Consider the following 20,848-nt stretch of genomic DNA (forward strand, 5'->3'; position numbering starts at 1 on the left):
AACATAAAATACATAAAAATACCATGGAAGAAAATCAAAATAAAGATGGACAGTTAAACATTGAGCTAGATCAAGAAATAGCGGAAGGAACCTACTCCAACTTGGCAATTATTAACCATTCAATGTCGGAGTTTATAGTAGATTTTATAAATATTATGCCAGGAGTACCCAAGGCAAAAGTAAAATCTAGAATTATTTTAACACCACAACATGCAAAAAGACTAGCAAAAGCTTTAGCAGATAACGTTAGAAAATTTGAACAACAGCATGGAGAAATTAAAGATTATGAGCAACCACCAATTCCAATGAATTTTGGACCAACTGGTCAAGCCTAATATAAAGTGAAACGAAAGTTTCACTTTTTTTTGTTTTTATATAAAAAAAACATAAAAAACATTTATACTAAACATAAAAAACATATATAAAAATATATGAATAATATTTTCGTTATTTGTAATAACTTTAAAAGATCACTACAATGGAAAATATTAGAACTCAGCAAAAATCAAGAACACTTATCAATAAGCAAATAACAAAAGTAGCAGTTGCTTACGGAGATGGAATAGGCCCAGAAATTATGGAGGCTACTTTAAGAATATTAGAGGCTGCAGGTGCAAACATAAAACCAGAAAAAATTGAAATAGGTAAAGAGGTGTACCTTTCAGGTAATTCTTCTGGAATTGAAAAAAGTGCTTGGGAAACCATAAGTAGAAATAAGTTAATTTTAAAAGCACCAATTACAACACCACAAGGCAAAGGATATAAAAGTTTAAATGTAACGTTACGTAAATCTTTAGGCTTGTTTGCAAATGTGCGTCCTGTAACAGCATATGCCCCTTATGTAGAAACAAACTTTGCAGGGATGGATGTAGTAATTGTAAGAGAAAATGAAGAAGATTTGTATGCAGGTATCGAACATCAACAAACACAAGACGTAGTGCAATGTTTAAAATTGATTACAAGACCCGGTTGTGAAAAAATTGTAAGATATGCGTTTGAATATGCCAAGGCTTATGGACGTAAGAAAGTAACATGCATGGTAAAAGACAATATTATGAAATTAACAGATGGTCTTTTTCATAAAGTGTTTAAAGAAGTTGCTTTAGAATACCCAGAAATTGAAAGTAACTCTCAAATTATTGATATCGGTTCTGCACGTTTGGCAGCAAATCCAGCAAATTATGATGTTATTGTAACATCTAATTTATACGGAGATATTATTTCTGATATTGCAGCAGAAATTGCGGGTTCTGTGGGAATGGCTGGTTCAGCAAATGTGGGCACAAATGTTGCTATGTTTGAAGCAATTCATGGTTCTGCACCAGATATTGCTGGTCAAAAAATAGCAAATCCTTCAGGGTTGTTAAATGCGGCTGTAATGTTATTATCACACGTTGGTAAAACTAAAATTGCAGATACCATCAAAAATGCTTGGTTAACAACCTTAGAGCAAGGATATCATACAGCAGATGTTTTTCAAGAAGAAATTACAAGAGAAATAGTTTCTACTAGTGAATTTGCAGATCGAATTATTCAGAATTTAGGAAAATCACCAAAAAAATTACCAGTAAGTAATCTGGCATCTGGAAATGGCGAAATTGTAATACCAGAGTACAAAAGAAAAGCACAAAAACAAGTTTTGGTTGGTGTTGATATTTTTATCAATTGGAAAGGTAATAACCCAAACATTATTGGTGATGCATTAAATAATATCAATTCTTTTAAAATGAAGCTAAAAATGATAACCAACAGAGGTGTAAAAGTATATCCAGAAGGAATGGAAGAAACCTATTGTACAGATCATTGGAGGTGTAGATTTGTAGATGTTGATGCTAAAATTGATGGAAAAAAAGTGTACAACCCAATTGATTTTGAAAAAGTAATTGCTTTACAATCTAAATTACATCACCAAGGTTTCGAAATTATAAAAACAGAAAATCTCTATGAGTTTGATGGAAAAAGAGGATTTTCATTAGGCCAAGGAGAATAATAAAAATAGTATTTATTTTAATGAGTTAAGTTTGAAAAGTGGAGCGAAATCTTCACTTTTTTCGTGTTGTATTCAATCTATTGTAATATCAGTTTGTCTTTTTTGCTCTTTTAAAACATCAAAATATAAAAAGTTTAAAATAGCTTTTCTACATTTAAACATAGGTTTAGAATTCCAGCTATGATCACCATTCTTAATAGTATACAAATAATAAGATTTGTTCAATAATTTTAATTTATCAGCAATGGCTTTAGATCCAAAAAGGGGTAAATACCCAATATTATCTTTAGTACAATAATGATGTGGAGCAGTATCAAAAGGCACTAACTTGTCAAAAGTTCCGTGAAAAAGTTGCGTAGGTATTGCAGTTTTTAGGTTGATATTATCTAAAGAAATTAAAGCACCAGCCATACTAATTATACCCGAAAACTGAAAATTTTTAGGTAATATAGTATTTTTATACACATAATTTAAATGTAAAATAGCCTCAGCACCAGCACTAGAACCTGCTAGAATTATTTTTTTAGGATTTATTTTAAATCGTGTTTTCTTTTTTAAAATGTACTGCAATGCATAGCTAATATCTTCAGAAGCAGTATCAAATGCTTTAATTTTATCTTTAGCTTTTGTGTTGCAACCAAAACCTTTAAGCTTCATTGTTAATCGATACGATATTGAAGCCACAGCATAGCCTCTTTTAGTAAGAAAATTGGCAAAATCTTTGATGTAGTTTTCATTTCGTCTTCCTCCAGAAAATCCTCCTCCATGCACATATAAAATCAAAGGATAATCTTTTTTGATGTTTTTTGGTTTATAAAAATCAAGTTTGAGTTTTTTACCATCAATTTTTTTGTATTTGAAAGTTCTTGTTTTGACTTTAGAAATGCTGTCAAAATAAATTTCTTGAGCATTTAAAATATTGATAAAAAATAGAAGAGTAAATAAAAATAGACGTTTCATAAAAGAGTAAAGTCAGCTTTAAAGATACTTGGTTTTTAGTTTAAAGTAAAAATTCCTTAAATGATTGTATAAAAATGCATTCGTTCTAACATAATAAAAAGAGATAAAACAAACGCAAGCCATAAAAAGAATTGCACCAAAAATAGCCTGTAAAGGCGATAGGTTTTTACCAATTAGTTTTAAACCAATCCCTGTAAAACTTCCATAAATGATGATAAAATGAATTACATAAATGGATAATGTTTTTTGTCCGATTTTTAAAATTAATGGAATTTTCAGGTAGTTTTCAAATCCATAAAAAACAGCAAAATATAAAAATACATTGCCCAATCTTGTAAATAAATAGTTGAAACTTGCAGCATCTAAAAATAATTTTATGTTTGTTAATTTGGCTATTTCACACAGAATCCATGATGAATAAAAAATCAATAGGTACCCAGTGATTAGAAAACCGATAATCACCTTTAATTTAAATTGTTTTTTATCTAAATTTAGGTAGAATAATGTTGCTAAAAATGCACCAAAAGCAACATAACCAAACCAAGGTATTAATGTAAAAATAGATCCGTTATTTTTTGAAATATAATTACTAAAAACTAAAGGAATAGTATTAAAAGTAAGTTCTCGGTATAAAGGTTCTGTCACAAAAATAAGAATTCCTGCAATCAAATTTAGTACAGAAAAATAATAAAGATTTTTTAAGGATAAAAGATACAAACCTATCACAAGGATTAAACTTAAACCAATACACTGTAGTACATCAATGACTAGAAAGTAGGTGTTAAAACTACCCATAAACCATTGTAAAATTGGTATTCTTATCAAATAGCCAATAAAAATTAAGAATAAACCTCTAATTGTACCTTTTCTAATTCTTAACTTTTCTTCTCCTCGATCTTTCGCTTTTAGTAATAAAAAAGTAAAAATTAAACCAGAAATAGTAAAAAAAGTCGGAGCTGTAATTCCTCTAAAATAAGACCAAATTTTGTAAATTACATAGGTTTCATTTCTATAAATAGAATCTAAAAGTGTATCAATAAAATGCCCTTGCAACATCATTAAAATGGCAAAAGCACGAATAATATCAATAAAATATAGTCTTTTAGAGTTCAATCTTTTTGTTTAAATCTTAAAAGTACATATATTTAAAGAAAGACACCTAAAATTATAACAGCTTTACTATTTTCAAGAGTTTTAGGATATCTGCCTAGTTTTATTTAACAAGTAAAAATCAGCTAAAACCAAAGCTGTCATAGCCTCAATTATAGGCACAGCTCTTGGTACAACACAAGGATCATGCCTTCCTTTACCAGTAATTTCTGTAACTTCATTATCAGAATTAATGGTTTGTTGACTACTCATAATTGTGGCAACTGGTTTAAAAGCAACTCTAAAATAAATATCCATTCCATTACTAATTCCACCTTGAATTCCCCCAGATAAATTAGATTGTGTAGAGCCATCAGCATTAAAAACATCATTATGTTGAGAACCTTTCATTTTAGCACCACAAAATCCACTACCGAATTCAAAACCTTTAACAGCATTTATAGATAACATAGCACTACCTAATTGAGCGTGCAGTTTATTAAAAATAGGTTCACCTAAGCCAACAGGAACATTTTGAGCAACACAAGTAATTGTACCTCCAATAGTATCACCTGCTTTTCTGATTTCCTTAATTTTGGTAATCATTTTTTCTGCGGATGCTTCGTCTGGACAGCGTACAATATTATTTTCGGTTTTAGAAAAATCTACGTCTTGATATGGTTTTTCCATAAAAATATCACCAACAGAACTAGTAAATGCATTGATATGAATACTAGCTATAAGTTGTTTAGCCAAAGCACCAGCTACTACCCAATTTGCAGTTTCACGTGCAGAACTGCGTCCTCCACCTCTGTAATCTCTTATACCATATTTTTGGTCATAAGTATAATCTGCATGCGAAGGTCGATATACGTTTGTGTTATGATTGTAATCTTTACTTTTTTGATTGGTATTTTTAATAACAAAACCAATAGATGTTCCAGTTGTTTTGCCTTCAAAAATTCCAGATAAAAACTCAACAGTATCAGGTTCTTTACGCTGGGTAACTATTTTAGATTGACCAGGTTTACGTCTGTTTAATTCTTCTTGAATTGCTTCAAAATCAACTTCTAAACCTGCAGGAAATCCATCAATTACTCCTCCAATGGCTGTTCCATGTGATTCTCCAAAAGTGGTTACTTTTAATAAATTTCCGAAAGAATTAAATGACATATTTAAATATTAAAATTCTGTCACAAATATAATTAAATCGCATTAAGATTTAACTGTTTTTAAAATAGTTAATGATATCTAATTGCACTTAAAGTTTTTTAGATGTTGATTTTTAGGGATATAGTCGTTAAATTAATGGATATTCAAAAAAGTTGAAAAATTATTGACTTTTTTTGTTTCACAAATTAAAAAAGGTTTCTATATTTGCATCCGCATTCAGGGAATACCTGATGAGACACTTGGAGAAATGGCAGAGTGGTCGAATGCGGCAGTCTTGAAAACTGTTGACTGTAACAGGTCCGGGGGTTCGAATCCCTCTTTCTCCGCTGATAGATTTTCAAAAATCATCAAAACCCTTTGAAACCTATGTTTTAAAGGGTTTTTGCTTTTCCACAAAACCCATAAAATTCATTAAATCGTATAAAAATCGAGACCCATTCGGTGTCACTTGTAATTTACAAAAAACATGGACACCTAATTTCTCTGTATCCCTTTGATATCAAGGGTTTCAAAATTAAAAAATGACTAAAACCAGTTCAAAAAAAGTACATCTTTTTTTGTGTTCGGTGTCAGTATACATTTAATATGAATTTAAAAGGTTACCAAAAATGAAAACAAAAACAGCAATTCTTTTTTATGCGAAGAAAACAAAAGTAAACAGCAAAGGGCTATGCGCCATTTACACACGCATTACAGTCAATGGAAAACGAATGGAATTTAGCACAGGTAGATTTATACAACCCGAAAAATGGTCCTCAGCTGGAGGTAAAGTAAAGGGGCATTCCAATGAAGCTCGTTCAATAAATAGACACCTTGATATTTTAAAAACGAAGATTATTGATATTCAAATGGAATTTATTCACGCAAAAATTCCAATTACAGCAAAACTCTTTAAAAGTAAAATAATAGGAGAAGAAGCAAAACGTAGAATGTTAATTCCAATTTTCGAAGACCATAACAAAAGAATAGAAGAATTAGTAGGAAAAGAATATGCTCTAGGAACACTTGAGAGATATAAAACATCACTAAAACATACCAAAGAATTTTTAGAATGGAAGTTTAAGGAGTCAGATATAGATATTCTAAAAATAAACCATGCCTTCATCACAGATTACGAATTCTATTTAAGATCAGTTAGAAATTGCAGTAATAATACAGCAGTAAAATACATTAAGAATTTTGGCAAGATTATTAAAATCTGTTTGGCTAATGATTGGATGGACAGAAATCCGTTTAGCAATTACAAATCTAAAATAAGAACAGTAGAACGCGTTTATCTAACAGAAGATGAAATTCATAAACTAATGGAAAAAGAATTTACATCAGAGCGTTTGTCTCTAGTAAGAGATATTTTCTTATTCAGTTGTTATACAGGGTTAGCTTATATAGATGTAAAGAATTTAACCAAATCACATATCAGTATCGGAATTGATGGAGATAAATGGATATTCACCCATCGTCAAAAAACAGAATCAGCATCTAAAATTCCAATGTTACCAGTCACTCAAATCATCATTGATAAATACAAAGACCATCCAAAATGTATTGTTAATAATTCCTTATTACCTATTTTTAGCAATCAGAAAATGAATGCATATTTAAAAGAAATAGCGGTAGTATGTGAAATCAATAAAGAATTAACTTTTCATATTGCACGTCACACATTTGCTACTACAGTTACGCTTTCAAATGGAGTGCCCATAGAAAGTGTCAGCAAAATGTTAGGACATAAAAATTTAAGAACCACACAACACTATGCAAAAGTGTTAGACAAAAAAGTAAGCCATGATATGCAGGTTTTAAAGCAAAAATTGAATAATAAATATGCATTAACTAAAAATCAAGATATAAGCTAGTTTAGAGGCTGTTAATAACTTTTTAAGCACATCAATTCATAGAATTTATACAAAATGAAGTATTTTGGTAGTACTCAAAATAACTCATTTATTTGCTATGAATTCATTTTGCACACCATTCTTTCAAGAATTGGAGCGGGACTTTGTATTACTCAAAAGTTCTGAATCCAACACGATTGTTGGGTGCCAAAAAATTATTTATTTTTTAGAAAAGAAGCTAAAGCTCCTCAACAAATGGTTGAAGAATTATTCTTTTGATTGTGAAAAGAACGAGATTTATTTCTTTAAAGAATTAAAACCTTCCTTAATTTCTAAAATACTGTTTTATCAAAATGTTTTAAAGATTGAATCTACGTTACCTCCTGGTAAAAAAGCAAAAAGGAAACACTATATCAGAGCCATAAATAAGCTAACAGAAGTAACCAGAGAAAATCGTGATTTTTACGAGTATTACAGATCAAGAGCAACGTATAATGATCACAAATATTTTGTAAGAAGACCCTATAAAGATATTTTAAGAGACGATCCAATGCAGTTGTTTTTCGATTCTAAAATCTCCACATCTCACGAATATCAAGTAGCGATACTAATAGGCTCAGATATGCTAGTAAATTATTTAGAACGTAAAATTGATGAAATAAATCTTAAAAGTGGAGCAGCGAATTTTAGAGATCCAATAAACTACACTTGGTCTGGTTCAAAAATAGATTTAGTCGAATTGATTTATGCACTAAAACATGCTGGACTCATTAATAACGGAAATACAGAAGTAAAAGAATTAGCAACACATTTAGGTAAGGTTTTTAATATTGAATTAGAAGATAATATTTACAGAATTTATCAAGATATCAAATCTCGCAAAACGGTTAGAACAAAATTCTTAAATAAATTAGCAGACAACCTCAACCAGAAGTTAAACGAAGAAGATCTATAAAGCCCAACTTGGGCCAACTGTGGTTTTCAATATAAAAAGGGTGCTTTTCTAAATCTTCAATGTGGATTAGAATTCAATTGAAATCCGTTTTAAAAATTTACATTCAATAATAATAGTCGTTTACAACCTTTTAGTAAAAAATCATACCCACCTTACGAATACCTTGTGAATAGAAATAACCCAATTGCAGTTGATTTGTAGTAGAACAATTTATTCTAATTTAAAACAAATCAATATGGATCTAAACTTAAAAAATCTATTCCCAGAAACCGAAAATCTAGACATTTTAAAACACCAACAAGTAACAAGATTAGACTTGTTAAATGCACTGAATTTTTTGATCAACGAAATCAATATCAGTAAAAAAGAAGAGCAACCTCAAAAATGGTTAAAGTCTTCAGAAGTAAAAGCTTTGTTAAGAATCTCACCAGGAACATTACAAAATTTACGAATAAACGGAACCTTAACCTATACCAAAATAGGCGGAATTATCTTCTACTCTTATGAAGAAATTTTAAAAGTAATGGAGCAAAACAAAGTAAACAGAAATACAAATGAGTAACATGAATTATATAAAACACCTAACAGGTTTCTTTGATAAAGTCATCAACGATCATACCTTAAATCCAACACATATCAGTTTGTACATTGCTTTGTTTCAATTCTGGAACTGCAACCGATTCAGAAATCCAATCAGTATTTCTAGAGACGAAGTTATGCGAATTAGCAAGATAAGTTCAAAAGCCACCTATCATAAATGCTTAAAAAATTTACATGCATTAGGGTATTTAAGATACGAACCATCCTACAATCCTTATAAGGGGAGTATGGTGTATATGTTTAATTTTTCTGAAAACTTAAAGCCTAAAAAGAAATCATATAATAAACAAGTTAAAGACAAGCAAGAGACAAGTAACCTATCAACTAATGAACAAGCAGAAGTATCTTATATAAACAATACAAATAGTACAAACACTATAAATAAATTAAAAGAAGAAGAGCAATCACAAAATTCTGATTTAGAAAATTTAGGTAGTCACCTCGAGCGAAGTTGAGAGGTTTCAAAACAAAAAAAGTTGCGCCAAAAAAATAAAAGTAACGAATGTCATCTTGAGCAAGTTCAAGAGATCTCAAATAAAATTCCTGAAGTTGATGAGGTCATAAAATACTTCCAGGAACAAAACTTTCCAGAAATCGAAGCCAACAAATTTCACAATTACTTTTCCAGTAATGGATGGTTAGTAGGCGGAAAGACTCCAATGAAAAATTGGAAAGCAGCAGCAAAAAATTGGATGCTCAATAGTCTAAAATACAACGGAAATAATAACAACTCAAAAACCTCAATTCAACCCCAAAACCTCAACACAAGCATTGATAAAGATTACTCAGAACCTCTGTAGGTTGTCATTTCGACAGAGAGAGGAATGAACAACGAGAAATCTCATTAAATAAAGTCAAAATCTAAAACCGACCTATTTTATTTTTAGTAAGAATTCAAGTTTTATGAAACGGAAAGAACCCAAAGAGCTTGCGGTCTGGGTTCGATAGAGAAATAAGACGTAGAATTTTATAAAAATAAAAGTGAGTCTTGACTTTTTGTTACTTTTTGGTCAAGCAAAAAGTATATGAATATAATTCAAGACTAGATTTTTTTGATTCTTTTTTGATCAATGCAAAAAAGAATGAGAAATAATTAAAAATATATGCAGACTAGGTTTTTTGAATACTTTTTCATCAATGGAAAAGAATAATAAATAACAAAGAAAAGTGAGTCTAGAGCTTTTGTGAAGCCTGTGCTGAATTTAGTTCAGCATCTATCAAGAAAAAATGAAAGGAAAAACCAATAACCAAAAACGATCAACGAACATGTACAACTACCAATCTCATAAAACAAAGTCACAATCAAAGCCGATATAGGATTTGCAAACGAGCGTCAATAGTTTGAAAATGCTGTAAAAATAAAAGCTGTTTAAGCGAAGCGAGTTCTTTTATTTTAGGCATTAAAAACGTAATTGACCGTTGAAAATCCAAGTCTTGATCTTTTGTTTCGTTTTGCATCAAGGCAAAATGAAAATAAAAATACCATTACCACTATGATAAACTACCAAAACACAACAAACTGGTTAGAATCCAAAGGAAAACAACTATTTGGGAATCATTTCAAAATATACGAAGAAGACAAAACCATTATTTACAAACTGATAGCCTACAGTTTACAAGATAAAAAAATGGTAAAAAGATGCAATATCAATTTAGAAAAAGGAATCTTACTATCAGGCCCTATAGGATGTGGCAAAACCACATTAATGTCATTATTAAAATTCTTAGTTCCAAAAGATCAAAAATACTATGTAAAATCATGTAGAGAAGTAAGTTTTGAATTCATAAAAGAAGGTTACGATGTGATACACAAATACAGTAAACCAAGATTACATCAAAAAAAAGCAGGCATCATTTGTTTTGACGATCTAGGAACCGAAAGTAATCTAAAATATTACGGAAACGAATGTAATGTAATGGGCGAAATTTTACTTTCACGTTACGATGGCTTTTGTCACCCAGAACCCAGTCGAAGAACAAAAACCCATCTAACTACAAACCTATCAGCTTCAGAACTAGAACAATGCTATGGCAATAGAATTAGAAGCCGATTAAGAGAATCATTTAACTTAATAGCATTTCCTAATCACACCAAAGACAAACGGAAATAATAAATTTTAAATTCTTTTGGTTCTTTTTGTGGATATGAAGCCTTTTTTTTATCTTTAGTTTTTATCTTTTTTTGATAAAAAAATTGCTAAAAATTAAAAATCTTAATCGGAAAGTAAATCAATGGCTAACAGCAAACATGCACACGTTAGATACAATATCTTAGACAACTGTTTTAGAAATAAAGCATTTACATTTAAAGAGTTATTAGAATACGTTAATCTAAAAATAGCAGATATATATCCTGGTGAAGGAATTTCAGAAAGAACATTAAGAGAAGATATAAAACTATTCAAGGATCCAATTAATGGTTTTGGAGCGCCTCTTGAAGAAATGTCAAGAACTTATAAATACTCAGACGCTAATTTTTCAATTGCATTAAAACCATTACTACCCTATGAAAAAGAGTTAATTGATGCTTCGCAACAATTATTACAACGTTTTGAGAATCATCCAAAATACAATAAACTAGCAGAAGCTTTAATAAAATTCCAAGATGAGGAAGATGAGGAAATAGATAAATCCAAAATCTTATTTTATGACCATAATGAAGAATACAAGGGTATAAAACATTTGAAACCATTTTACCTAGCGATTCAAAAAAAACAAGTATTACAAATTAAGTTTAAAGGCTTTAAAGACGAAGTGCCTACTACTTTCGAGTTCCATCCACACATATTAAAACAATATAACAGAAGGTGGTTTGTTTTTGGGTATAACAAAACAGAAGAAAGATGGCAACACAGTATTCCTTTAGATAAACGACTTATTAATTTCAATATCCTTAAAGATGTTGAATATGAAGAATCACAAAAGGACTGGGAGGCTTTTTTCAGAACCATGGTGGGAGTAAGAAGAACTTCAGTAGAAGTTGAAAAAGTAATTTTAAAGTTTTACAATGGTCGTGAAAACTACTTTAAAACAAAACCGTTTATTCCAGATTTTGAAGAATTTTTTGAAGAAGATAAACAAGACCAAGTTTGGTTTATGGCTATCATAAATCCAGAATTGATACAGCAAATTTTATCTTATGGTCAGGATGTAGAGGTTTTAGAGCCAGATAATTTAAAGATAAAAATAATTGAGCATGTAATTTTTTTGAAAGAAAATTATGTGAAATAAAAGTGCAACTATATTGCATAGTTTGATTTTAGCTTTGTAGTATCGAATTAAAAAAATGCTAATGAATTTTTTTCAAACATTACTTAAAAAACACAATTTAACTAAACATGATGGGAGGCCATTTTGGAGTTATACTATAAATGAAGAGGATTTTGAAAATTTAAAGAAAACAATTGAGTTTTCGTCTAAATTTTATTTAGATCCAAGAGACGCAGCCTTATATTTCTCTATTTGGTGGAAAAGAAATTATAATGGAGGTATACCAAGTAAACAAGAAGTATTTGATTCTTTAGGTGGTAATGTAAGATTTAATCTTGATGTAAATGAATTTTATAAGATCGCTAAAAAAGGAGCGAATTTATTAGGTGTCAAATGGATAAAAAAACAAAATACACTTTACTTTAAAACACTTTTACTTCAAGGGGGTCTTCCTTTAAAACACATTTCTGAAAATAAGAGTACTTACAAGGCCTTTTTAGAAGCTGTTCTTGAAGAACAGCCAGAATCTATTGAGGATTTCATCTTTAAAGCTCACATTATTGATTTACTTCCAAAGTCCAGTCAAAATGATATTGTTTATGAGAATTGTTTTGAAATTGTTCGATCAATTTTAAATGACGATAAAGAATATCAAGAACTACTCGAGTCAGAAGAATCTTTAAAAGAAATATCAAGTTCTTTAAAAATTAAAAAAGCTTCTTTAAATAGAAAGGTAAGGCAATCAAAGCCAAAAAATTATTGGCTATTAAATTTAAAGAATAACGTAGGTAAGATTAACTTAAGATTAGGGTTGGCAGATAAGTATTCAAAAGATACACTTAGTAATATTTTAGGTTTTGAAGTTGTAAATAATAATTACCAGTTTTTTTTAGAAGATGATTTAGTTTGTGTCTTCCGAAAAATGTTAAATGGTCAATTTAACACCGATTGGCATAATGCTGCAAAAAAAGACTGGGACATTTCAAAAGGTATCCCAAACACTTATGTGATAATTGATGATCAAAAAGTTGAAGTAAAAGATTTTATACCATCAATTCCAAACTTAGAAGAACCGAGTTTATGGTCTAAATTTAGTGATAACGAATGGAGGTTTATAAAAGGAAATACTGCTAGTAATGTAGAAGCAGCTCTATTATTTCCCAACAGTTGGTATGCAGATATTTTTTCATCTCAAATAAATATTTCTTCAATCGATATGAGTTGGTTACCATTTCAAGGGGAAATTCAATTGCAAGCAATAGAGAATAAAAGAAGAACATTTTTAAGTGGTGTAAATTCCTTTGATTGGTTAATAGAAAGTAAAAAACCAAGATGGATGTTAAAGTCTAGTTTACCTGTAACACAAGGAATACCGAGTGTGCACATATTTGATGAAGATGGATACCATATAAAAAGAAATGAGTTTAAAGTATATACAAAGAAACATAATACAATAGAACCATGGACAAATTTAATTGACTTAACGTATATTCAACCAGGATGTTATGATTTAAAGATAGAGAAAGAGGGTGTAATTGCCTATGATGTATATTTCAACATTGCTCACTTTCAAGTAAAATTTTCTGAGCAATCAATTCATTTCGCAAATGTAGCATTTAGAAATTTAGAACACTTTCAATGCCAACTGTATGAATCAACTTTAATTCAGATTGAAAAAGAATCTGATTCTTATCAATTAAAAGTAAACACTGAATATTCTAAAATTCCATTAGCCATAAAAAGCTCAATCGGTTATGCAGGTAAAAAGAAACTAATTTTTGAGATGGCTTCTCCTTTTCAAGGAATGGCAATAATTGATAATGAAGGTAAACTTGTTCAAAATGATCATCCATTGTCCTTTTCAAACTTATATGGTTTAAGAATTTTAAGTACTCCAGGTAATGAGACCTTTCTGAAAATAAAGAACACTTTAAAACCAGATGTAACTATTACGAAGCAAATTAAAGAAAGCACTCAGCCTCTTATCTCATTCAAAGACGAAATCCTTAGATTGTTTTATCTCGCAGATGCAATGGATTTTGCGAATAGGGTCTCATTAGAGCTATCTGAAAACAAAGAAAAACAATTCTATCAAATTGCAGGTTTTAGTCATACACTTGACGTAAGTTCACAGTTGTCTAACCAAATCAAGCTTAATAATTCAGAAGACCAATTAGAATTATTTGCAGTGCCATTAAATTGTGAATCAGGTTTAATTGATGTATTACCATTAGTCGAAAGTGAATCATGGTACACAATTCCTAAACTTGAATTTTCAAGCAAGTTTATTGTTATTTCTGCTAATAAACAAAATTATAAATTAATGCCACGCTTCGTAAGTACAACTGAAGTTAGTTCAGAAGAAAGTCAGTTAGAGCGTATAAATAAGTATCATTCAGAATTACAAGAAACAAAATTTGAAAGTGAAATATGGAAGCAAGTTATAGTCTACTTTTTTATATGTTTTCAATATGACATTCCATATTCTACATTTGACCAGTTAAGAGCTATTTCTAGAAGTTCAGAAGTTGCCTCAAGAACTTTTCTATTTTTAGGCTATTATCATATACATGATTTTACAGAGTTCATTCAAAAAGCTGTACCTGATTTAGAAAAAGATTTAGGCTTTTGTTTTCATTGGGTGTCCAAAACTGATTGGTTAAATGCAATTAATGAGATTAACCAACCCGATAGTTTTAAATACCTTCAGAAGTTTTCAGAACTAATATCATCTTATTTTGAAGAAAATAATTTAAGGGAACTTTTTAATTATATAAATGGTTCAAAAATTCAACCACAAACAATATTACATGCTGATATTAGAGATATCAGAGCTAAACTAGGTGAAAGAGTTTTAAATGAATTGCCATATAGTAGTCCTAAGGTCTGCAATAATTATAACATTCAAATAAAAGAAAACAAAAAAGTTAGGCTCTTATTACAAGCACCAATTGCTGTCTCAGAATCTATTTTTGATTTACATGAAAAACATTCCTTTTGGGGTGGAGACGAAAAAAGACAAGTCATTAGAAGAAGCATTCAATATGCACAATATTTAAACCCTAATTTCTACAAAAGAATAATTTTTCACACTCTTAATCGAATTTAAGCTATGAATTTTAAAGAATTTTACAATAAAACTGAAAATAGGTTAACAGATGCTATTTTATCACTTTGGGCAACTGGGGATAAAGAAATGCAAGATTATTTTAGATTTTTGTTATCTCAAGAGCCAATAATTGCGGAAGCAATTTTTCAAAATACATTTCCATGGCAACAAGGAAATCTGAATTTTAATGAATCAACAAGCGTTTTTAGTGAAGAATTTATAAATGCTTTAGATAAAATTAAAAATGATGATTTTAGGTTTCCAAAAGATCGTAAACCTTATAAGCACCAGCTTAAAAGCTGGGATATGCTCTTAAATAAAAACAAATCAATAGCAGTTACAACTGGAACTGGTTCTGGTAAAACCGAGTGTTTTATGTTGCCAGTTATTCACGATATTCATGAAAATTGTAAAAATAAAGAAGGAGTGAATGCAATTTTTCTATATCCCTTAAATGCTTTAATTGCAAGTCAAAGAAAAAGAATGCACGCTTGGTGTTCTGCTATTGGGGGTGTTAGATACGCATTGTTAACAGGAGATACTGTAAATAAAGAAAATAGTAAAGAAAGGAAAAAAAAGGCATTTCCCGAATTAATCTCTAGAGAACAGATTAGAGAAACTCCTCCCCAAATATTATTTACAAATCCAACCATGTTAGAGTATATGTTGGTTCGAAATGCAGATGTTCCTATTCTTGAAAAATCAAAAGGCACATTACGTTGGATTTTATTAGATGAAGCCCATACTTTAACCGGATCTAAAGCTGCAGAAATGGCACTTTTAATCAGACGTGTGGTAGCTGCATTTGAAGTTGATATAAATGATTTGAGATTTGCAATAACATCAGCAACTGTAGGAAGCGGAAATACAGAATCTCTTAAGAAATTTATGTCAGATTTATGTGGTATTTCCAAAGAGCAAATAGAAGTAATTTCTGGGCAAAGGGTCAAGAACCAAATAGCAGACCAAGACATTCCTCATTTATCTAACAGCTTGTCAAAAAAAAATATAAAAGTATTAAGAGAGCAATTTTTAAATAAAAAAGGAGAGCGTGCATTAAGTCAAAGTGAGGTTGGTAAATTATTAAATATCCAAGGCAAGTTAGATCAAATTACTGCAATAGATACTTTAGCAGAACAAAAGATAAAGGGACAAAACTTACTGCCTGTTCGGGGTCATTTTTTTACTCGAGGAATTGGTGGAGTATATGCATGTACAAATCTAAAATGTAACAAACATAAAGACCAAAAACCTCATAAAGCAATTGGTACAATGTACACAGTAGCTGGTAAGAAATGTTCCTGTGGTCATCCATTACTTGAGTTAGTGGCTTGTCGTAGTTGTGGTAATATGATGTTAGAAGCAGAGAGAGTCAAAAGTGTTAAAGGCACTACTATGCTAATGCAAAAAGCAACAATTGGTTTCGAGGCATTTAATATAGATTCCGATGAAAATGAACAACAGCAGGATGCTTTAAGCAAAAATATAGTTAGATTAGTTCGTGGGAATACGAATACAAATAATAAAGAACTATTTCATTGTAGTATAAATAAAGAAAACGAAATAATAGATGGTGATGATTTTTTAATTTCTGACAGCAGTAAATGTCCTCATTGTAAAAACCCTAACGAAAACCCAATTCATTTTAGAATTTCATCTGCGTTCACCAATAGAATTCTCTCAGATATTGTACTAGATCAAACAGAAGTTATCAGAAACCAAACACCTAAAACACTATACAATGGAAGAAAATACATTTCATTTACAGATAGCAGACAAGGAACTGCTAAGATTTCAGCCTTAATAAATATTGATGCTGAAAGTGATTGGATAAGGTATCAAGTATATCATTATCTGTTAAATAAACTGAATAACAATAAATCAGATAGAACAGATAATCAGTTAGTCGAAGAAAGAGCATATTATATTCAACAATTAGAGAGTGCTCCACCTTTTTTACAAAATGATTTAAAAGCTAAATTAAAAGAGGTTGAAAGTAGAATTTCAAAGGATAGTAATGGTGTAGTTCTAAAATCTAGCCGTTCAACTTGGAAAGAAATTATCGATTTCATAAAAGTTAAAAACGATTTCAAAACACTTTTTCACAAAGCAGCAAGAGGTAATGATATTTCTACAGAAAATGAAACCTATGCAAAATCTTTATTATACGATCAGTTTGCTAGAAAGATGCTAAGAGAAAGGTCTTTAGAAAACTTAGGTTTAGTAAATATAGTTTATCCAAAATTAGATAATTTAAAAGCTCCAGAAATTGCCATAAAACTTGGAATAATTGATGAGGAGTGGATGGCCTTATTAAAAATTGCTGCAGACTATATTATTAGATATAAATTCAACTTCTTCTTTGATGACGCGATGCGTTTATTTACTTCTAAGTTTTATCGCTCAGATTTAATATACTCTTCAAATTCAGAGGTTGTAAGTAATAATAAATGGAAACTATACAATCCAGATTCAATCACACAACCCAAATTAGTGTTATTAATTTGTGCAGGTATAGGGTGGTTTGATAGAGCTGATATATCCCAGGTAAGAGAAGATCAACTCAATGAACTTTTAGAGAAAATATGGAGAACACTCCAACAAAAAATATTAACAGAGGATTCAGGTGGTTATAAACTAGATTTTTTTGAAAACACTCGATTTGAGTTGGCTGGTAAAGAATACTTATGTCCGGTAACTCATAGATTAGTAGATAAGGTATTTAGGGGTTTTTCTCCTCTAATTAAAGGAAACCTAGAGTTTGATAATATAAATAATTATAGAATAGATACTGCTAAAAGTTTTGAGTTTCCAAAATATGATTATCCATACCATATAGATGAAAATAACCAAGCTGTTTCTTTAGAAAAAGTTGAATCTTGGTTAGATACTAAAAGTAAAGGAGCAAGAAATAAAGGATTATGGAATAACCTACACGAACGTATTTTTAATTTTGACAAACTGTATTTAGCAGGAGAACACTCCGCTCAACAAGATAAAACACGTTTAAAACAATTAGAAGAACAGTTTGAAAATGGAGAAATAAACATTCTAAGTTGTTCCACAACCATGGAAATGGGTGTCGATATTGGAGGTATTTCAGCTGTAGTAATGAGCAATGTGCCTCCAATGCCAGCTAATTATTTACAAAGAACAGGTCGTGCAGGTCGTAGAGCAGAGAACAAATCATTAGCATTAACCTTCTGTGCGCCAAACCCAATAGGTCTTAGAACAATGAACAATCCAAAATGGGCTTTAGAACACAAAATTGCTCCACCTATCTTGGCTTTTGATAGCAAAACAATTGTTGAAAGACATGTGAATTCTCTCCTTTTTGGAAACTTCATAAGAAATCAAGAGAATGAAAATAGAGGATTAAATGTAAAAATGAATATTGAAAAATTCTTTTATGAAAACAATCCTACAATTGGTCAAAGTTTTTTGAGTTGGTTAGAAAATATAGATCCATTAGTCTATCAAAAACAACTTAAAAACCTTGTTAGAGGTATCCCTACTTTTTCAAAACAAGGTGCTGATGAACTGATACAGAGGGTCTCAAAGAATTTTAAAAAGATAATTATTGAGAACAGAAACTTAAAAGAAGGTTATGATTTAAAATTAGAGGCATTAAAAAAAGAATTTGGAGACGCTAGTCCAGCCTATAAAGCTGTGGGTTACAGAAAAAGTCAGTTTTTACAGAAATTTGTATTGAGTTATTTAGCTGAGGAAGGGTTCTTGCCGAATGCAGGCTTACCGACAGGAATTATTGATTTTGAAAAAACCACACTTTCAGATTTAAAAGGAGGCAGGAATAAAAAAATTAAGTCAAATCCAAGTTATACAATTGCAAGAGCCTTAACTGAATTTGCCCCTGGTAATAATATTTTAATAGATGGTTTAAATTATAAATCGTCAGGAATTGTTTTAAAAAATAATTGGGGTAAATCAGTTGAAAGAAATGTAATACAAGGGTGTAAAAATTGTGGCTATCAACATGAGTTGGGTATTCAAGGGAATGTAGATGACAATTGCCCTAAATGCGAAAATGCAAACTCTTTTCAAGGCCTTGAGTTAGGTGAACATAAAGGAAGTTTCACAGAATTGGTGGAGCCAGCTGGATTTTCTATAGATTTATATGCAACACCAACCAGAGTTGTTTCAGAAAAAAGCAAACCGCAATATTTAGAACCATTATTATTAAATATAGCACCTTGGACACTAGAACAAAATAGTTTTTTAGATTTTAGAACCAACTCCAATGAAAAAGAAGCAAAAATTCTTTTTTACAATACAGGTAATGGTGAGGGGTATAGCTTATGTTTAGATTGTGGCAAAGTAGAAACGTCAAGAGACAAATTAGAAGGCCATAGAAGATTAAGAGGCGGGAGAGAATCAAATGGAGATAGCAGCTGTGTCGCTCAAAATATTAAAGAGCATATTATTTTAGGAAGTAGTTTTAAAACTGATTTCACAGAAATACGTCTCATAAATCAAGACCAATCTTTTGTAAATGATAAAAAGTTGGCCTATTCACTGGGTGTAATCTTTTCCAAATCACTGGCAGAATACTTGGCCATTGAAGAAGCTGAATTAGGCTTTGGTATCAAAAAATATAGTGGATACCAAACAATTTTTATATACGATACTGCTAAAGGAGGTGCTGGGTATGCCTCGCAATTTAGATTGTATGCAGATAAAATACTGAAGCTTGCATTAGATGTTTTACAAAATTGTAGTTGTCAAACCGCTTGTACAAAATGTTTGGTAGATAGAAGTACACAATGGCATATAGAAGATTTAGATAGATTGTTAGCTATAGAATGGCTGCAGTTTGCTTTAGAAAACAAGATGCCAAAAGAACTAGAACCAATAAAAGATAAAACAAGTTTAGTATTTGGTTCTTTAAATGATGAGATAAATCGTATAAATTACCATTTTGGTATTAAAGAAATTAATGTTCATATCAATAATAGCATAACAGATTGGGAGATTGAAGAGTTGTTATGGTTAGAAAAATTAAAAAGAGAACAAATAAAAATTAATTTAGTGGTTGAGGGCAAAGTTGCTTTTCAAAATAATCAAGAAAAACTAACGGCATTTATACTGTCTCATAACTTTAATGTAAAACAAGGGTCTCAACATCAAATTTCAGGATTCCCTGTGCATCTTTCAATTACAAATCAAAAAAATGAAACGGTTTCATATGTATCTCTTGGATCTTATGATACCTTAAATGAAAATTGGTCAGTAAATAAATCTGAAAAACTCTTTAAAATCGAAGAAGTAGAGGTAGAAGAATATCCACATTTTGATGTGCCTGAAATATCTTCTGGTAACTTATATGAATCTCGTATTAAAGACAACATACCAAGTAATACTTTGAGTAATGATGTCTGTAAATTAATGACAGTGAATCTTAAAGGAATAGATGAATTGATGTCCAAAATTAAAGATCAAACGTATAGTGTCTCTTATTTTGATACTTATAATCAATCGGAATTATCACTACGACTCATGTTGCAGTTTGTCAATCAAATTAAAAAACTTTGGCCAATAGAAGTTTCTAAATTAGAGGTGCATCTATGTAAAAAAGCTTTTCGTAGCCCTAATTATCCAAAATACATCACTCATAATTATTTAGATGCTGCAGATTATGTGCACGATTTGAACAAACTATCATCTGAATTTGATTTTGAAACCGATGTTGTTTTTGAAGATAAATTGCCTCATTATAGATTTTTTACTTTTAGAGGTAATCAAACGGAATTTACGATACGTATTGATGGTGGTATAGCACATGGAATTAAACCTAAACAATGGTTGAGTTCAGAAGATTTACCTTTAAAAAACGAAATTTTTGAAATCAGAAAAGATGTAGAGCATGACATTATCTATAATATTAGCATCGAAGAGGAATAAGTGTGCGT

At 30.3% G+C, this 20,848-nt stretch carries 14 protein-coding genes and 1 tRNA gene; 12 read left to right on the top strand and 3 right to left on the bottom strand.

Annotated features, from left to right (window positions below; translation table 11 throughout):
- Positions 1-23 precede the first annotated feature (23 nt).
- Together SJY27_RS16250 and SJY27_RS16255 are read left to right on the top strand one after the other, a co-directional pair.
- Entirely contained in the window at positions 24-335 is a 312-nt protein-coding gene (locus SJY27_RS16250; RefSeq protein ID WP_397447938.1) for a DUF3467 domain-containing protein, read from the top strand.
- Positions 336-478: 143 nt separating this feature from the next.
- A complete protein-coding gene (locus tag SJY27_RS16255; protein ID WP_397445922.1) occupies positions 479-1,990 on the top strand; it encodes an NADP-dependent isocitrate dehydrogenase in 1,512 nt (503 codons plus the stop codon).
- 72 nt (positions 1,991-2,062) lie between these two features.
- Here the strand turns inward: SJY27_RS16255 and SJY27_RS16260 are convergent, their stop codons facing one another.
- From SJY27_RS16260 to aroC, 3 genes are all read right to left on the bottom strand, one after another.
- Positions 2,063-2,950, bottom strand: a complete 888-nt coding sequence (locus SJY27_RS16260; protein ID WP_397445923.1) for an alpha/beta hydrolase — start codon at positions 2,948-2,950, stop codon at positions 2,063-2,065.
- Between the two features lie 18 nt (positions 2,951-2,968).
- A complete protein-coding gene (locus SJY27_RS16265; protein ID WP_397445924.1) occupies positions 2,969-4,063 on the bottom strand; it encodes a heparan-alpha-glucosaminide N-acetyltransferase domain-containing protein in 1,095 nt (364 codons plus the stop codon).
- Positions 4,064-4,144: 81 nt separating this feature from the next.
- On the bottom strand, positions 4,145-5,212 hold the full coding sequence (gene aroC / locus SJY27_RS16270) for a chorismate synthase (protein ID WP_397445925.1): 1,068 nt from the start codon (positions 5,210-5,212) through the stop codon (positions 4,145-4,147).
- 241 nt (positions 5,213-5,453) lie between these two features.
- On the opposite strand from aroC, the gene SJY27_RS16275 reads away from it, so the two are divergent.
- The 10 genes from SJY27_RS16275 (at position 5,454) to SJY27_RS16320 (ending at position 20,840) form a co-directional block, all read left to right on the top strand.
- Positions 5,454-5,538, top strand: a tRNA-Ser gene (locus tag SJY27_RS16275).
- A 282-nt stretch (positions 5,539-5,820) separates the two neighbouring features.
- Entirely contained in the window at positions 5,821-7,068 is a 1,248-nt protein-coding gene (locus tag SJY27_RS16280) for a site-specific integrase (protein ID WP_397445926.1), read from the top strand.
- Between the two features lie 97 nt (positions 7,069-7,165).
- A complete protein-coding gene (locus tag SJY27_RS16285; RefSeq protein ID WP_397445927.1) occupies positions 7,166-8,002 on the top strand; it encodes an RteC domain-containing protein in 837 nt (278 codons plus the stop codon).
- A gap of 235 nt (positions 8,003-8,237) precedes the next feature.
- Positions 8,238-8,564 (top strand): helix-turn-helix domain-containing protein, encoded by a 327-nt coding sequence (locus SJY27_RS16290; RefSeq protein ID WP_397445928.1) that lies wholly within the window; start codon positions 8,238-8,240, stop codon positions 8,562-8,564.
- Positions 8,557-9,057 (top strand): hypothetical protein, encoded by a 501-nt coding sequence (locus SJY27_RS16295; protein ID WP_397445929.1) that lies wholly within the window; start codon positions 8,557-8,559, stop codon positions 9,055-9,057. The genes SJY27_RS16290 and SJY27_RS16295 overlap by 8 nt, the downstream gene beginning before the upstream one ends.
- A gap of 21 nt (positions 9,058-9,078) precedes the next feature.
- On the top strand, positions 9,079-9,402 hold the full coding sequence (locus SJY27_RS16300) for a hypothetical protein (protein ID WP_397445930.1): 324 nt from the start codon (positions 9,079-9,081) through the stop codon (positions 9,400-9,402).
- A 693-nt stretch (positions 9,403-10,095) separates the two neighbouring features.
- Entirely contained in the window at positions 10,096-10,713 is a 618-nt protein-coding gene (locus SJY27_RS16305; protein WP_397445931.1) for an ATPase, read from the top strand.
- Between the two features lie 121 nt (positions 10,714-10,834).
- On the top strand, positions 10,835-11,833 hold the full coding sequence (locus tag SJY27_RS16310) for a helix-turn-helix transcriptional regulator (RefSeq protein WP_397445932.1): 999 nt from the start codon (positions 10,835-10,837) through the stop codon (positions 11,831-11,833).
- 61 nt (positions 11,834-11,894) lie between these two features.
- The gene (locus SJY27_RS16315) at positions 11,895-14,921 is read left to right on the top strand and encodes a hypothetical protein (RefSeq protein ID WP_397445933.1); all 3,027 of its coding nucleotides are present in this window, start codon (positions 11,895-11,897) and stop codon (positions 14,919-14,921) included.
- A 3-nt stretch (positions 14,922-14,924) separates the two neighbouring features.
- Complete coding sequence (locus tag SJY27_RS16320; RefSeq protein ID WP_397445934.1) at positions 14,925-20,840, top strand: DEAD/DEAH box helicase; 5,916 nt, start codon at positions 14,925-14,927, stop codon at positions 20,838-20,840.
- Positions 20,841-20,848 lie beyond the last annotated feature (8 nt).

It is taken from the genome of Polaribacter sp. R77954 (assembly GCF_044595335.1).
GTDB lineage: Bacteria > Bacteroidota > Bacteroidia > Flavobacteriales > Flavobacteriaceae > Polaribacter.

Coding starts and splice junctions, on each gene's coding strand:
- SJY27_RS16320 (WP_397445934.1), top strand. CDS start 14,925: ATGAATTTTAAAGAATTTTACAATAAAACTGAAAATAGGTTAACAGAT.
- SJY27_RS16305 (WP_397445931.1), top strand. CDS start 10,096: ATGATAAACTACCAAAACACAACAAACTGGTTAGAATCCAAAGGAAAA.
- SJY27_RS16315 (WP_397445933.1), top strand. CDS start 11,895: ATGAATTTTTTTCAAACATTACTTAAAAAACACAATTTAACTAAACAT.
- SJY27_RS16285 (WP_397445927.1), top strand. CDS start 7,166: ATGAATTCATTTTGCACACCATTCTTTCAAGAATTGGAGCGGGACTTT.
- aroC (WP_397445925.1), bottom strand. CDS start 5,212: ATGTCATTTAATTCTTTCGGAAATTTATTAAAAGTAACCACTTTTGGA.
- SJY27_RS16290 (WP_397445928.1), top strand. CDS start 8,238: ATGGATCTAAACTTAAAAAATCTATTCCCAGAAACCGAAAATCTAGAC.
- SJY27_RS16280 (WP_397445926.1), top strand. CDS start 5,821: ATGAAAACAAAAACAGCAATTCTTTTTTATGCGAAGAAAACAAAAGTA.
- SJY27_RS16255 (WP_397445922.1), top strand. CDS start 479: ATGGAAAATATTAGAACTCAGCAAAAATCAAGAACACTTATCAATAAG.
- SJY27_RS16260 (WP_397445923.1), bottom strand. CDS start 2,950: ATGAAACGTCTATTTTTATTTACTCTTCTATTTTTTATCAATATTTTA.
- SJY27_RS16250 (WP_397447938.1), top strand. CDS start 24: ATGGAAGAAAATCAAAATAAAGATGGACAGTTAAACATTGAGCTAGAT.
- SJY27_RS16295 (WP_397445929.1), top strand. CDS start 8,557: ATGAGTAACATGAATTATATAAAACACCTAACAGGTTTCTTTGATAAA.
- SJY27_RS16310 (WP_397445932.1), top strand. CDS start 10,835: ATGGCTAACAGCAAACATGCACACGTTAGATACAATATCTTAGACAAC.